10 protein-coding genes are annotated in these 14,928 nt (G+C 39.9%); 4 read left to right on the forward strand and 6 right to left on the reverse strand.

The features are described 5' to 3' along the window. Window positions 1-51: 51 nt before the first annotated feature. Window positions 52-4,065 (forward strand): hypothetical protein, encoded by a 4,014-nt coding sequence (locus tag C7B62_RS00180; protein ID WP_106232581.1) that lies wholly within the window; start codon window positions 52-54, stop codon window positions 4,063-4,065. 148 nt (window positions 4,066-4,213) lie between these two features. On the opposite strand, the gene C7B62_RS25530 is transcribed toward C7B62_RS00180, so the two are convergent. After that, window positions 4,214-4,366 (reverse strand): hypothetical protein, encoded by a 153-nt coding sequence (locus C7B62_RS25530; protein ID WP_158260604.1) that lies wholly within the window; start codon window positions 4,364-4,366, stop codon window positions 4,214-4,216. A 443-nt stretch (window positions 4,367-4,809) separates the two neighbouring features. On the opposite strand from C7B62_RS25530, the gene C7B62_RS25535 reads away from it, so the two are divergent. After that, the gene (locus C7B62_RS25535) at window positions 4,810-4,995 is read left to right on the forward strand and encodes a hypothetical protein (RefSeq protein WP_158260605.1); all 186 of its coding nucleotides are present in this window, start codon (window positions 4,810-4,812) and stop codon (window positions 4,993-4,995) included. Between the two features lie 172 nt (window positions 4,996-5,167). On the opposite strand, the gene C7B62_RS00195 is transcribed toward C7B62_RS25535, so the two are convergent. From C7B62_RS00195 to C7B62_RS00205, 3 genes are all read right to left on the reverse strand, one after another. After that, a complete protein-coding gene (locus tag C7B62_RS00195) occupies window positions 5,168-5,503 on the reverse strand; it encodes a hypothetical protein (RefSeq protein ID WP_106232583.1) in 336 nt (111 codons plus the stop codon). 116 nt (window positions 5,504-5,619) lie between these two features. Next, a complete protein-coding gene (locus C7B62_RS00200; protein ID WP_106232584.1) occupies window positions 5,620-7,272 on the reverse strand; it encodes an NAD(P)/FAD-dependent oxidoreductase in 1,653 nt (550 codons plus the stop codon). 195 nt (window positions 7,273-7,467) lie between these two features. After that, window positions 7,468-9,639 carry a bifunctional diguanylate cyclase/phosphodiesterase gene (locus C7B62_RS00205; protein WP_106232585.1) on the reverse strand — a complete coding sequence of 724 codons (2,172 nt, stop codon included), beginning with the start codon at window positions 9,637-9,639 and terminating at the stop codon, window positions 7,468-7,470. 217 nt (window positions 9,640-9,856) lie between these two features. Here C7B62_RS00205 and C7B62_RS25540 point away from each other — a divergent pair, with 217 nt between their 5' ends. Next, window positions 9,857-10,018, forward strand: a complete 162-nt coding sequence (locus C7B62_RS25540) for a hypothetical protein (protein ID WP_158260606.1) — start codon at window positions 9,857-9,859, stop codon at window positions 10,016-10,018. Window positions 10,019-10,455: 437 nt separating this feature from the next. Here C7B62_RS25540 and C7B62_RS00210 read toward each other — a convergent pair whose 3' ends face one another. Both C7B62_RS00210 and C7B62_RS00215 read right to left on the reverse strand, forming a co-directional pair. Further along, complete coding sequence (locus C7B62_RS00210; protein ID WP_106232586.1) at window positions 10,456-11,247, reverse strand: WecB/TagA/CpsF family glycosyltransferase; 792 nt, start codon at window positions 11,245-11,247, stop codon at window positions 10,456-10,458. Between the two features lie 333 nt (window positions 11,248-11,580). Further along, window positions 11,581-13,185, reverse strand: a complete 1,605-nt coding sequence (locus tag C7B62_RS00215; RefSeq protein ID WP_106232587.1) for an Hsp70 family protein — start codon at window positions 13,183-13,185, stop codon at window positions 11,581-11,583. A 202-nt stretch (window positions 13,186-13,387) separates the two neighbouring features. Between C7B62_RS00215 and C7B62_RS00220 the strand changes: the two genes are divergently transcribed. Next, window positions 13,388-14,626, forward strand: a complete 1,239-nt coding sequence (locus C7B62_RS00220) for an HhoA/HhoB/HtrA family serine endopeptidase (RefSeq protein WP_106232588.1) — start codon at window positions 13,388-13,390, stop codon at window positions 14,624-14,626. Window positions 14,627-14,928 lie beyond the last annotated feature (302 nt).

Consider the following 14,928-nt stretch of genomic DNA (forward strand, 5'->3'; position numbering starts at 1 on the left):
AGTAGTTCATACTAAGATATAAATGAGGCGTAAGTTAATTTCACCTTTCTCATGTCTGAAAATGGCGATTACAAGGGTTATGGCGCAGATCAGCGCGATCGCTATCTAGAAATCTATGTCGAGGCAAATCAGCCCGAATTACTTCAGGGTTTGGAGGAATGGTTACGCTTAGGTTTAATTAGCCCAGAACAAATTAACAAGATTGCTCGTAATCATTTAAGCTGTGCTTTACCGATTGCCGAAGTTGTCGAGTCGATCTCGTCAGCAGAAATTCATCCTCTTAGTCAGCAAAGTCATCTACCCCAAGTTTTAGACAATGTCTCTATACTTCACTTATTGCCAAGAGTTTTTCAGAGTTTTTTAGATGAATTAAGTATTCGCTGGCTATTATTTCTGGGGATCTTCTTAGTGATAGTTTCTTCAGGAGTTTTGGCTGCCAGTCAATGGCAGAATTTTCCAATTCTGGGACAATATTTGCTTCTTTTAGTTTACACTCTAGGCTTTTGGGGGATTGGATTTTGGACAGGTAAAGAGTTAAAACTAACTTCCCAAACTTTAACAGCGATCGCAACTCTCTTAATTCCGATTAACTTTTGGGCAATTAGTCACTTGGGGTTGGGAGGCAACTTGTTAGAAGGGGGGGTGATTGTGCTTGCTGTGGTTACTTTAGCCGCTGCTAGTTATCTTTCTAGGCAAGGGAATAAATTGTGGCTAAGGCTGCTGTTTTGGCTGTTGAGCTTTTTACAGTTTGGGTGGCAAATTCCTCATTTCGCTTCACTGGCTATATATGGGGGGATGGGGTTAATTGGTTGGACTCACTATCGCTTGTTGTCACGGCGAAAATACCCCGTAGTTAGTTTATTATTTGTCTTGGCGGCATGGTCATTATTACTGGGCAGAAGATTAATTAGCGCTACCTATTCACTGCCCAACTATAGTTTGGCGATCGCAATTTTTGCCTGGCTTGTTGCCACAATTTATTTAAGTCAAGCTAGAAAAACGAAAATTATTGCCTTAAAACGTAAGTCAGTCGCGATTACTAACGCTTTTTTGGGCAAAGTTACCCAGGTTTTCTGTACTATTCTCTTTATTTTTAGCTGGTTAGTTTCAATTAGGGCAGGGTTGCTTAATTCACCCCTCTATTTTTGGCAAACTTTGGGAATCGGCGCTTTAGCAATTCATTTATTGAGCCAACGTTTAACCCTTTATTGGCGCAAGTCGGATTTAACCGCGCTGTTTGTGATTGGCTTACAAACTCTTTATATCTGCAAAGAATTAATCCCCAACAGCATTCGCAATCAAGCTTTAGATTTTTCCGTGGCGGTGAGTCAGACGGAATATTTTCCTGAATCTGTGTTGGGCGTTACTTTGTTTCCCTATGTGATCCTGTTTGTGTTGATTGCCTCTTGGTTATATAAACAAAAGAAAACCCAGCTAGCATTATATAGCGAATATCTAACCCTAATTTTGGGTATTGTCTTAACCAGTTTAAGTTTAGTTAATCCTACTTGGCGATCGCTAAATCTACTGTTGTCAACTCTAACTTTGGGCTATGTTATCCAAATTCGCCAGCCAATGAGGAACAGTTTAGTTTATTGTACGCACTTATTAGGCTTAATTACTCTAGTCAATGCGATCGCCGTCATTTACCCTAACTTAGATCTAGCTGGGTGGGGCAGTATTTCCCTTGGGTTAATGATAATTGAGTGGAGTTTTTATTTAAGACAGATCGGCTACAAGCGCAGTAAAGTTGCTACCCCGATTAAGCAAAGCTGCTGGTATTTTGGTTTACTTCTAAGTACCATTAGCTATACCTATTTTTGGGCGGTTAATTCAGCTTGGGGTTTATTTTGGCTGACTGCACCCTTGATGTTATCTTTGATTGCTAAATATACTGCCAACATTCGACAACGCCGTTTAGCTACGATCATTAGTTGTCTTGCCCTTGTTCTGGTGCAAATATTGGTGTTTGAGCAGTTTCCAGCTAGGTTATTCTGCTTATTGACAGCTACAGGATTAATGTTTATCAATGCTTTTAACCTGCGTCGCACTTCAGTAACAGTAATTCATCTTGGTTTGGCGATCGCAATTGTTGCTAGTTTGTTCGATCCGCTGATTGGTAATCATTTGAGCGATTATAGAAAGTGGTTATCTGTTGGTGGGGTAATTATTCTCCTGCTATATCGGCTGCGCTTGTTCTTATTAAAAACCATTGATGCACCTAAATTTGGCTATATTTCCCAGCGTACCGCCTTTGGTATTTTAGGGGTTGGCAGGGAAACGCAAAACTTTAAGCTGGTGAGTAAGTATCTTCAAGCAGCAGACTATTGGGCGATTTTTTTAATCGGGATCGAATTGCTGGCGATCGGCGGCTTATATTCAGTACTACCCAATCTTAAAATCGATCCCTATTTTGGACATTATCTTGTCACCACGGCTTTATTAACGGTTGCTATTTTATGGCGCTACGGTAAACAACCTAACAACTTCGTTTTATATACCTTCACTGGGCTGGTAGGCATTTTTGCTGCGGGATTAGTCAGACTGTTTACCAACAGTAGCTTTGTTTTGGCTACGAGCAATATTATCCTGGGATTAGTAGCCTTGGTAATTGTCGTCTTACTAACCGAATCTAATACACCCTGGGCAAGGTCAGAAAGACTCCACCGTGGAACAACAGAGCTTCCTCTGACTTCGTTAAATTTATCCTACATACCCTTGCTATATGCAGCATTAGGCATTTACTGGCGACTATCATCCTTCAACGCCTATACGGGATTATTAACCCTAGGTGCTGCTTTTATTTTACTGAATACCCAACAGAGTAATGAGCAAACTAATCGGCTAGTTAGAGAATCCTCTGACTTCGTTAAATATCTCGGCTTTGCAGGTATCTCTGGCGGGATTTATGAATTGGTTATTTATCAAATGCAGTCGTCATCAGCAGGTGGTATTGCAGATAGGTTGACAATTTTTAGCTTAGTCACAGGAGCGATCGCCTTTAGCTATCGTTTGCTGGCTTGGTGGTATCGGCAAAGATCAATCAGCACTCTATTTAATCTCAGCTTATCCCAAGTAGTGCCGATCGCTCATTGCCATTGGGCAATGAGCAGCATTTTAAAAATTATCGCTGCGGGAATCGCGATTGAAACTAATACTGCTAGCTTAATGCTCATCAGCATTGCGACTAGCTTTTGCCTCGGTGTTTATGCCCTAATTCAGGGTAAAGATGTAGATCCTGCCACTACAAAACCAAAAAATAATCAGAATGACTGGTGGGTATATGTCGGTTTAGTAGAAATTGCCGCCACCCTCGTTTATAGCCGTCTAATTATTAGTAAATTAAGTTTTTTCGACCCTTGGCGGATTGTTTTTACCTGCGCGATCGCCTTGTTGATTTATCAAATTCCTTGGCAAAACTTTGGTTGGCGATCGACTCCCTGGCAGCGCAGCGCCTTAATTATTCCTGCTTTGATGGCATTAATTACGGCAGAAGATATTTCAGTTTTTAGCTTACTCATTTCTGCTTTATTTTATCTGCGTATTGCTTATGATCAAAAAAATATTCGCTGGAGTTATATCAGTCTGGGATTTATTAACTGGCTTGTGATCAAATTGCTGGGAGAATATAACCCTCAATCAACCGTAACTGTAGTGGCGGGAATAATCGGGCTGTCAATTTTATATGTTGCTCAATTCGATCCAGATCTCAAACTCCGTCGACACCTACGTCACTATTTACGTCTGTTGGGAAGCAGTATTTTTTGTATTGCTGCCTTATTTGAGCAACCAGCAATTATCACTGGAGCGATCGCCTTTGGCTTTATTTTAGTAGGTTTAGGTTTAAAAATTAGAGCCTTTCTGTTTACTGGCACAATCACTCTGGTTTTAACCGTCTTATATCAACTAATTATCCTAATATTCACCTACTCTTTCTTGAAGTGGATAATTGGCTTACTAACAGGAATTAGTTCAATTGCGATCGCTGCGGGATTTGAAAGTCAGCGGGATCGACTATCTCATCAACTCAGAAGTTATCGCGATCAATTACAAAGTTGGCAATAAAAAATGCCTGCAACTAATCTAATTAATCTAACTAATCTAACTAATCTAACTAATCTAATTAATCTTTTTGATTCTCTAGTTCAAGAATAGCTGCGGGCAATTCTATTAATATTTCTGAAATCATTAGCTACATGCTTCATATAATCTCTTAAAAAGAAATGGATGTAATTTGCTGTACAAATCCTGAAATTATTTCCTGTTCAGCATTGATTGTAGGAGTGCTTGAAGCTTTTCCACCCAAGTTTAAAAACAGATAAACACAAAAAGTAATCACACCAGCTAACAATATTCTTTCCAACATTTCGATTATTCCTCTACACGTCTTTACGTCTTAATTATGTCTTATATAAAGCAATTAGGCTAAAATATAAAGCTAAATTTACAATCAAATACGACATTAAAGTTAATCTTCAGGGCAACAATTTATTCGAGCGCAAAGCCAAATGAAGCTGGATATATCAGTAAAAGTACTGTGAAAAACGATGGGAAATCGAAAATACTATCGATGAGCTTAAAACTCATCTTTTGGGGCGTAAGACTCGGATTCGTTCCCCGAAACCTTGTGAAGTGGTGCAAGAAATTTATCCTAAAGGATACACTTCGCTATGGCTGGCTTTTGGGTCACTATGCGATTCGCTCTTTAATGTTCCAACCCATATTCATCAGCCCCACAGATGAAGTACATCTAAAATCGGGTTGAAAAGCGATGCAATAAAGAAAAAGAACAAGTATGAACTGGATAAAGTGAGAATAAGGAAAATTTCGGGGCTAGCGATCGCGCTTTATCTCCTCATTCTCATGAAGCAACCCTTCATGAGAATAGCTCTTGTCGAACCCATCACCTCCTTTTCCCCCTCTGGAAGCGATTCTGGTCTCACTTCTCTATTTCATCATGGTTTGACCAGTATTTCTTTTGTACTTTATCTGTAGGGCTGATAAATGTGGGTTGTACCCTTGTGGTATTAGCTTCCCTAAAGGACTAGCTGCTTACGTCCCGTCGCGCGTCCGCTGCATCGCTTGTGGTCGGGAATTTGGCAGTGGTTGCCCGATAATTGGGGAGATCGCGTGCAGTCATCTCTTAAAATAAAAATTCTTGACAAGATTAGCTAATTATTTCGCCATAGTCATGGCTGCGATCGAGAAAAAACGTACCAGAAACTTTAATGGCATTACCTTGGGGCTGCAACCATAAGGTGTCTATGCCCGTATTACCCTCTAAAGGCCCTGTTTGTTCTAACCAGTGCAAAACTAGCACTTCTCCTCCTAAAGGATGCTTGCCGTGAGCAAGATATTGCAATGATCCTGATTCATTACCATCGGGAGTTACATATTTTCCACCGTCCTCATTTAATAAAATTGTTACTGCCTGCCAATCTTCTTGAGCAACTCGAAAACGGGCAGTAATTTCTTTAGTTCGTAACCATTCTGGTACTGGCATTGGGTAAATTATCCTTTTTAAACTTTGATTTAATCGGTGTAGTAGACAAGAAATTTTTACAAAAGTATCTTTCTCAATCTCTTTAGGGAAAGATACTAAATTCGAGAGCGAATAAATTATTCAACACAAGTCAACTCAGTTTGTAACTTTTCAGTTGTCTCATTTTGGACAATGTAAGGAGTCAATTCTGTGTGAATATCTAAATAATTAACCAAATAAGCTTCAATTCTTGAGACCATCACTTCATAATCTTCCTTTGTTTGCTGATTGACTGCTTTTTGTTCGTCTACGGCAATCTCTGCTTCTCGCATGATTTGCCAAAGCTGCTTTTGTAATGATTGATAGATTGGATTGAGAATTCCCCAAACGTTAGTATCCGCAAGACAGTAATCGGACGTAATATGCTGATTAAAGTGTCGACGAGCATCAATTTCTTGGAAACGTTGAATTAGTTCGATCGCTTTGGGGTGATTAAACGACATATAGACAAGCTGATTATCTCGTTCTAGAGCCTCATAAAGTTTGCCCACAAAGGCTTCGTAATCAGCAAAAGCTTCTTGGGAGAAATTGTTACGGTCGATCGCTCTAAGAGTGCTTTGAGCAGCAAAATAAGCAGTTGCCACACCACCAGTTAAGCCTGGTGAAATTAGAGGATCGACAAAAAATGCTGCTTCGCCAATGCTTAACCAACCATCTCCTACCGCTTGTTCGGCATAGCCACGAATGTTAGCCCGCGCTCTTAAAGCTTGTTCAGCGCCATAAAGATCAAAGACGAGTTCAGCACCCTCAAGTAATTCAGCGATCGCAGGATATTGTTGGGCATAATGGTCAAATGTTGCTTTACGTCCTTCGGCAAATTTGTCATCGCGATCCTGACGCAACACCATACCAATACTGATGATATCCTCTTCAGGACAGCCATGACGAGCAGCTAATTCTGCTTTAGTGGGTAATTCTTCTCCACCCAAAAAGCGATTGAACATCGACTCTCTGTCGGCTTCGGGTACGTTTTCCCAAGAAACTAGAGGAATGTACCACATCCAACCTTCACGGAAACAGAAATGTTGGGTATATTGATCGCGGCTAAATTGAGCCACCTTTTGCCAGTCAGTGCGATCGCCGAGACGATTGACGTTTTTAAAATAGCCCCAAACAGCATTGCTTTGAAAATTTACGTCTTCTTTGTTATATAAATCGAGATGTTTGGCAATTATGCTAGCAGGACCACTGGCATCGACTACTAACTGAGATTTAATCTCATATTTTTGTTGCTGAAAACGATAGGCAATAGTGTTACCGCGATCGCTCAATTGAGAATTAGCCAGATCCACTCGCGCCCCTTGAATCACTTCTACTCCCAAGCGACGAGCATTGGTAATCAATAAGCCATCTAGTAAACGTCGTTCAACCTGAAAGGTTTCATCAAATGTTTCCAAAATATATTCTGGTGCTTCGGTGACATTTTCAATTGATTCGTCAACGTGAAAAAAACCTAAGCCATTTTTAGGAAAAAATAGTAGTTCAAGAGCTTCTTGGGAGATTCCTACAGAACGAAGTGCTTTACAAAACCCCGAAAGCGTACTTTCGCCGATTTTAAACTTTGGTTGTGACTCTCTTTCAAGAACTACTACTTGCAGTTCGGGGCGTGCTTGTTTCAGCCAAGAAGCATATAAGATGCCTTGAGGACCAGCACCGATTACTACAACCTTATATTCGCTTTTGGAACAGTTTTTGGCACGATTGCTTTGAAGTTCAGTGTTAATGCTCATGGCTCACTTAAGTAAAATACTTGAACAATCAAACAGTAACTTCTATTTTGTGATTTGATAATGTAGTAATTACTTAAATTTCAACGTCCAAATATTAGTAAAAAAGACAAAAATTAGTGATAGTACCGATGAAAAATAATTTTAAGTAAAAATATTTAAGTAAAAATATTTAAATATTTTTATTTAGATAAATATTTAACTTAATCTAGTTACTAACCAATTAAAAAGAGAGTTGGGGTTTAAAGGTTTAGAAAATAGATAACCCTGTCCGTAAAGACACTGAAGAGTTTGTAATTTAGCAAGTTGAGCTTTAGTTTCAATTCCCTCGGCAATCACTTTTAAGCCTAAACTCTTAGCCATCATCACAATAGCTTCAACAATTTCACTATTATTTCCTTTAGAATCAATTGCTTGAACAAAAGAGCGATCAATTTTAAGTGAGTCAATCGGTAGGCTATGGAGATAGCTCAAAGAAGAATAACCCGTACCAAAATCATCTAAATGTAGCCCACATCCTAAAACCTTTAGCTGTCTTAAAGTTTCCATAGTTGTTTTGACATCCTGCATCAAAAGACTTTCCGTAATTTCTAATTGCAGACTTTGAGGTTCTAAGCCAGTTGTTTGTAGAATCTGAATCAACGAATCAATTAGATTAGGTTGAGAAAACTGCTTTTGAGAAATATTAACTGCTATGGTCAAATTAAAATTATTAAACTGAAGTTGCCATTCCTTTAACTGATAGCAAACTTCCTGCAAAACCCACCAGCCAAGGGGAATTATCATTCCTGTTTCTTCGGCTAGGGTTATAAATTCTCCTGGAGATACATATCCCCTTTGAGGATGTTTCCAGCGCGATAAAGCTTCAAAACCAGCTACTCGACCATCAACTAAAGAAACAATCGGCTGGTAGTGCAGTCGAAATTCTCCTCTGTCGAGAGAATGATGAAAATCAGTTTCCAGGCTTAGTCGATTTGCTACTTGAGTATGCAAACTCTCATCAAACAACTCATAATTAGTAATGCCTAAAGCCTTTGCTTTATACATGGCAATATCGGCATTGCGTAATAAGTCTTCTGACGAATTTATCTCAGGCTCACTAAAAGCAATACCTATGCTGACGCTGGTAAAAACTTCGTGTATGCCCAAATGAAATGGGGATTTTAGGCTTTGTTGAATACGTTCTGCAAGTTTGGTTGCTTCACATAGAGTTTGAATGTCTTCGAGCAAAATTGCAAATTCATCGCCTCCCAATCTAGCTAAGATATCGCTGGCACGTAAACAAGTTTTTAATCTCTGGGCAATCCCCACTAAAAGTAGATCGCCACTTTTGTGACCTAAACTATCGTTAACATATTTAAAACGATTTAGATCTAAGAAAAAGACCGCAAATTTGCGGTTGGGATCGCGTCGATATTTTTCTAAAGCTCGATTAAGATGATTGCTTAATAAGTTACGATTGGGTAGATCGGTCAGGCGATCGTACAAAGCATCATAAGCTAGTTGTCGTTCGGCTTTTTGACGCTCTAGTTCGGCTGTTGCTCTGGCTGCAAAAATTTTGAGGATTGATAGTTCAGTAGATCCGTCTTCCATCGGACGCTCATCAATGACGACCAAATGTCCCAGAATTGTTCCTGATGAATTGACCAAAGGAACACCAACATAGCTTTCCGCATTTAATTTGGCTAAATCGTGGTCTAGAGGAAAAATAGTCCGTAACTTCCTAGGATAATGACAAGATATACCAGCAATAACCTGCTCGCAAGGTGTATTTGCTATAGCATATTCAAAGTTTTCACCAAAGTCTTCTTTGCACCAAAAAGCTAAGGTACAGACTCGCTCAGGGCTAGTTTTTTCTAAACATTCTGTGACAAACGCATAGCTAACCGAGAGCGCGCAAGTCAAATGATAGACTAAAGAGTAGAAAAAGTCTTTCCCCGTTACAGCCGCCGTACCTTCAACTACCGAACGTAAAGATATTTCTGTTTGCATCTGCTTGGTCATATTTTCCTGAATAATCAGGACTCCAAACCAGTTATCTTGCTTGACTTGTTTAATATGAATAACTAAAGGATTTTCTAGCTTAAAATTCTCGCTATTGTGGTTAAGTCTAGATTCAGTTTTCTCTGAGCGAGCGATCGCCTTAATCTCTGTGGCAATTTTTCGAGCTAATTCTGCTTCGCTACCGACTATAGTCTTACATACATTTAGGTAATTATCTCCAATACTCGTGTTCTTTGAAAAACCACTATTAATTGAATTATTTTTCCAAGCTTGATTCAGTGCAATAATTTTGCCTTCTCGGTCGATTAAAGCAACTTGACTATCAAAAGCATCAAAGATTGGCTGAAATAACTGGAAATATTCCATAATTAACTATTCGTAACAGATAAGTTAAACTGTGGTATCGATCAAAGTAAATACATATACATATTTTACCTGGATAGATCAAATTAGACGTTCATATTAGCTTATTCCTGGCTTTTGATTACTGTATTCACAGTGAGACAGTCCAAACTCTCAACAGCAAAGTGTAATCGCTCGCTATACATTCTATTTTTACTAGCCGAACCAAGATATGTTGGCTATGAATAGCCGACAAACCGATACAGTAACCAGAGTCGATATTCGCATTCCCAACCATCTCTACAGTCAGATTCAAGAAATTGCGATCGCTCATTTTAACGCTAAGATTCACCATCGTAGTAATAAGCCAAAGCTTACTCCCACCATTCTTGAATTAATTTAGATTGGCTAGGTATGTTTTATTCAGAGTCTCCAAAATCTTGTTTTAGTTTATCCAAAACTAAGAGTGTTTCTTCTGTTGAACCTCTTTGCACGACTAGTTATCTACAAGCTAGATCGCCAGCTAAACTTGACAATAAGGCAAAACATAAGTTTGGCGATCGCATTTCTAAAATTTGATTATGATGTTAATCTATCGCCTTGGCGAGACTAGTACCGCTGCCCTAAAGGATGTTAAGTACCTAGGCAAAATTAATTTAACATTTAGTAGAGGTAGAAACTAGAAACTAGAAACTAAAAATATCTGATGTTACGCATTAATATAACTGCTGTGGTTGCTGACGGGGTGACAAGTGATGGGGTTTTATAGTCTCCAAGTCTCCAAATCCCGAAGTTTTACAGCTCAATGAGTGCGTAACATTAGTAACTTAACTTGCGCGACTACCTAGATTCCAGTGCATTCTTCTTGCGACGGTAGCTTTTCTTGGCACGGTTCATCTGAAGCTTTTGGCGAAGAATGAGCGCAAAGAAACCGAGATCCTCCACTAAGTATCTTCGCCAAAGTCTGCCAGGCTCAGATAGTAAACGATAAAGCCACTCTAAACCTGCCGAACTCATCCAGGCTGGAGCGCGACGCAGATTACCCGCCTCAAAATCAATAGTAGCCCCAATGGCAAAGAAAGTTTTTATTCCACTCAAGCTGGAGCGATATTGAATAATCCATTTTTCCTGTTTGGGTGCGCCAACTCCCACCGCCAAAACGTTAGCACCAGAACTATTAATAATTTCAATAATTTTCGCACATTCTAGCGGATCATTTTCAAAGCCTATGGGCGGGGAATATGAGTCTACCACAATGTTGCGCCCTACTTTGTGATTAATCAGGAGACGGGCTGTTGCTGCAACTCCTGCTAAACTACCGAGCAAGAAAATTTTGACATTTTCGTCTTGACCATAGCGCTGATAAAAAGCAGGGAATAAATCCGAACCTGAAACTTTTTCTTGGATTGGCTGACCTAAAAAACGGGCAGCATACATGATTAGCTGACTGTCACATACTCGATAGTCGGCATCTTGATAGACTCGATAAAATTCACGGTCTTTTTGTAGCTTCATTAAATGGTCTACATTAGGAGTAAAGACTACTCCGCCATGCTTTAACTCATTGAGCAGCTCGCCCATACCTATATTGTCGATGGGAATATTTAGTATATTGACTCGCGAATGATTCATTACTGTTTCTGTCAGCTTTTGTTTAGGGCAGGGGTATTTACTCAACTGCAACACTCTCAACTTTACCTACGATCAATGTTTATATTTAATGCAAATAAGCAAGAATACCAAGGACCTAAAATGTAGTACCAATTTTTATATATAGAATGAGATTATGAAATAAGCAATAATTACCTAGGCGAAAGTTCGTCAATTGAAATAATTTGCTTACGCTTTAATTGAAAATAGTTGGATTATCAACCCCCTAAATATACAAATATGCCGTGAATTGCTCTAAAACCTGGACTATAGGTCTAGTTATTCTTACATAAGTACATATTACAGTATGTTTCCTTAATTTAGCTTCACGAGTATGTAATTGTTCAGTAAAGATTTTTGTGTCAGTAAATCCTCAACTGTAATACATAAATATCTCTCAGGGTTAATACTGAAGAGCAATTTTAAGCGATCGCTACCAGGATTTCCTGGCGGGTCAAGCCGAGCGATCGATCTACCTCCTTCGCTATCGTTGAGCGGTTGAACTACCCGATCTTGAGCAGACAACGTACGGGTAACTAGGCGATCGCCGTCAAAAAATACTTCTGTAGTCGTGTCGTTACTAAGTTCGCCAATAATCACCTCAATACTGCTTTGATGAGGAGTAGAAGCACCCAAAACCAACTCCTTCACTTGAGGCATAGGATAGGCTTGTCCCTGTTCAATAATGGGATGCCAATCATGACGATTGGTTTTGCGATTCCAATAGCGTATCCCATAGCTATGATAGAGAAAGTCCTGTACCTCAATACTTTGAGACACCTGTAAAGCGCCGACGGCGATCGCCTCAAACTGAAGTTGATGCTTCACCAAAACTTCATCAAAATATTTTCTTACCCACTGCTGCACCGCTGGAATCTGTACCGATCCGCCGACCAATAAAACAGCATCGATTTCTGCTATGGTAATTCCCTGGCGTTTAGACTGCTGCAATAACCTTTCCATGAGACTATCTAGACGATTAATTAAACCTTGTTGGGTCAAAATCTGCTCAAAGCGATCGCGATCTAAACTTAGTTCATAAGTTTCCAAGGTTTCGTCATCAAAATAAACTTCTTTAGCCTCAGTAACTGTAGAAAGTTGAATTTTGAGTCTTTCCGCCAAGCGAGTGGTCAAACTGGACTTATCTAAAGATTGAGTAGCGACAAAATAATCTACCAACCAATTATCGAGATCTGCCCCCCCCAAATTATCTCCTGCCTTAGCAATTACCTTGGCCGTATTTTTTGTTTGAGCAGCACTGTGACCCAACATTCTTTGACCCCACTTGAGCAGATAACCACGATTAGCAGTACCAGCAGATAATTGCACTAAAGATAAATCTAAAGTTCCCCCGCCAAAATCAATGACCAGTAGCGACTGACGATCCGCAGCACTATAACCCAAAGCAGCAGCCGTCGGCTCGTCCAAAATACTAATCTGCTCCACTGCTAAAGACTGACACATATCCATCAACCAGAGACGGTAGGATTCAAAACTATCTACGGGGACAGTCAAGACCAAGGATTTAACTTCTCCTGCTGTTTGCTGAAGATTAGTCAGCAATTCTCTTAAAAACCAGCTGCCTACCTGCTCAAAAGAAATCTTGACTCCATCTAATTCGGGTAAAAAACCCTGAATCTCTGTGCCAATACCGCGTTTGAAATTAGCAAAAAATCGCGCATCACCAGCCAAATCCAAACCGCGATCGCGCACAGCCTGTCCGACGATCACCTTACCCGTCGCTGCATCCTCCACATATACCAAACTAGGAATTAATGGATGTTGAGAACTAAGCTGCTGAGATAAGTTGGGGAGCTTAACCAGTTCGGCTTTACCAGTAGCCAAATTCCAGCGGGCGATCGCCGTATTACTCGTACCAAAATCAATCGCGTAAGAATTGGAGGAGAGAGAATTTATCATCAACAAGATCGATTATCTAAGCTTATTGCAAATCAGTTTATCGCTTTTATCCTAAAGGATACACTTCGTTATTAACTGACAAGTTAAAGTAGGGCAAAACAAAATAGAGGGCAATTACGACTAGGGGAACTCAGATGTCCAATCTCTAGTCAGGCTATGATAAAAAAGCATCATTAATTAAATTAATAGCAGTTAATCAATAATGAAAAACAAGAGATTTCTAGGTAAAGTAGCTAGCCACGCTATAGCGCTTTTTTTAGGAGTTATTTTAACTTTTAGTACAGTCAGAGTAATGTCTTCTAAGGCTTATACTTTAGCCCCAGACAGCACCTCAAATAATCAGCAAATTAATCCCCTTGCCCTGGAAAACGAATCAGTTCAGGCGCAAGCACCCGTAAGCACCACTTCCAGCAGCTTTGTAGCAGCAGCAGTAGCCAAGACAGGGCCAGCAGTAGTGCGTATTGATACAGAAAAAACCATTGCCAGCCAAGCTGAACCTCTATTTGAAGATCCTTTTTTTCGTGAATTTTTCGGCGATCGCTTTGGCACACAAATTCCTAGAGAAAGACAGGTTAGAGGACAGGGTTCGGGTTTTATCACCCAAAAAGACGGGATTATTTTTACTAATGCTCACGTAGTTAGTGGCGCAGATCGGGTGAGCGTCACCCTCAAAGACGGCAGAGAGTTTGCTGGAATAGTTAAGGGTACTGATGAAGTGACCGATCTTGCCGTAGTTAAAATTGAAAACCCCTCAGGAGACTTACCTATTGCCCCTTTAGGTAATTCCGCTCAGGTTCAGGTAGGAGATTGGGCGATCGCTGTAGGCAATCCTGTCGGTTTAAATAACACCGTAACTTTAGGAATTATCAGCACTTTAACTCGTTCTTCAGCACAGGTAGGTATCCCCGATAAGCGCATTGACTTTTTGCAAACTGATGCCGCTATTAATCCTGGTAACTCTGGTGGCCCATTATTAAATGAACGAGGGGAAGTAATTGGTATTAATACCGCTATTCGCCCTGACGCTAATGGCATTGGTTTTGCCATCCCCATCGATCAGGCAAAAACTATTACCAACACTCTGGCTATGGGGAAACAAGTTCCTCACCCTTATATAGGAGTACAAATGCGAACTATGACTCCAGAATTAGCCCGACAAAACAACAGCAACCCCAATTCTCCTTTTGCTCTTCCTGAAGTTGAAGGTGTTTTAATTGTCCGTGTTCTCCCCAATACCCCCGCCGAAGCAGCAGGTTTGCGCTTGGGAGATGTAATTACTGCCATTGATAGTCAGACAATTAATGATGCGGGACAGCTACAGTCAATAGTTGACCGCAGCGGTTTAAATAAAAGTCTTCAGTTTAATATCATTCGAGGCGATCGCCCTTTAAAACTTAAAGTAGTAACCAGTCAGCTCAAAAATATCTCTATGACACCATAACCGAACGATAGGTTTTAAGATAAGGGTGAATATAATTCACCCTTTTTTTTGTGATTGAAACAAGTTTAAAACCTAAATTATTGAACATAGACGCGCTTTATGTCGGAGTACAAGCAACAAGTAATTAAGGTTGTCCCCTAATTCCCTAATTCTCTAAGCCAAAATATTTAACTGTTCAACCGAACTTGATATAACAGAGCGATCGCTTGACAGAAAATGGCATATGGTAAGATTCGACAGCTTTGTCTGTGCAAGCCCACAAATAGTATTTAAAATATCAATTACGGATAGCTAAAAAATTG

Origin of the sequence: Pleurocapsa sp. CCALA 161, assembly GCF_003003995.1 — a bacterium.
In the GTDB taxonomy this organism is placed as follows: domain Bacteria; phylum Cyanobacteriota; class Cyanobacteriia; order Cyanobacteriales; family Xenococcaceae; genus Waterburya.

Excerpts from the sequence above, each read along its gene's own strand:
- C7B62_RS00205 (WP_106232585.1), bottom strand. The coding sequence starts at position 9,639 with ATGGAATATTTCCAGTTATTTCAGCCAATCTTTGATGCTTTTGATAGT.
- C7B62_RS00195 (WP_106232583.1), bottom strand. The coding sequence starts at position 5,503 with ATGCCAGTACCAGAATGGTTACGAACTAAAGAAATTACTGCCCGTTTT.
- C7B62_RS00200 (WP_106232584.1), bottom strand. The coding sequence starts at position 7,272 with ATGAGCATTAACACTGAACTTCAAAGCAATCGTGCCAAAAACTGTTCC.
- C7B62_RS00180 (WP_106232581.1), top strand. The coding sequence starts at position 52 with ATGTCTGAAAATGGCGATTACAAGGGTTATGGCGCAGATCAGCGCGAT.
- C7B62_RS00220 (WP_106232588.1), top strand. The coding sequence starts at position 13,388 with ATGAAAAACAAGAGATTTCTAGGTAAAGTAGCTAGCCACGCTATAGCG.
- C7B62_RS25530 (WP_158260604.1), bottom strand. The coding sequence starts at position 4,366 with ATGTTGGAAAGAATATTGTTAGCTGGTGTGATTACTTTTTGTGTTTAT.
- C7B62_RS00210 (WP_106232586.1), bottom strand. The coding sequence starts at position 11,247 with ATGAATCATTCGCGAGTCAATATACTAAATATTCCCATCGACAATATA.
- C7B62_RS00215 (WP_106232587.1), bottom strand. The coding sequence starts at position 13,185 with ATGATAAATTCTCTCTCCTCCAATTCTTACGCGATTGATTTTGGTACG.
- C7B62_RS25540 (WP_158260606.1), top strand. The coding sequence starts at position 9,857 with ATGAATAGCCGACAAACCGATACAGTAACCAGAGTCGATATTCGCATT.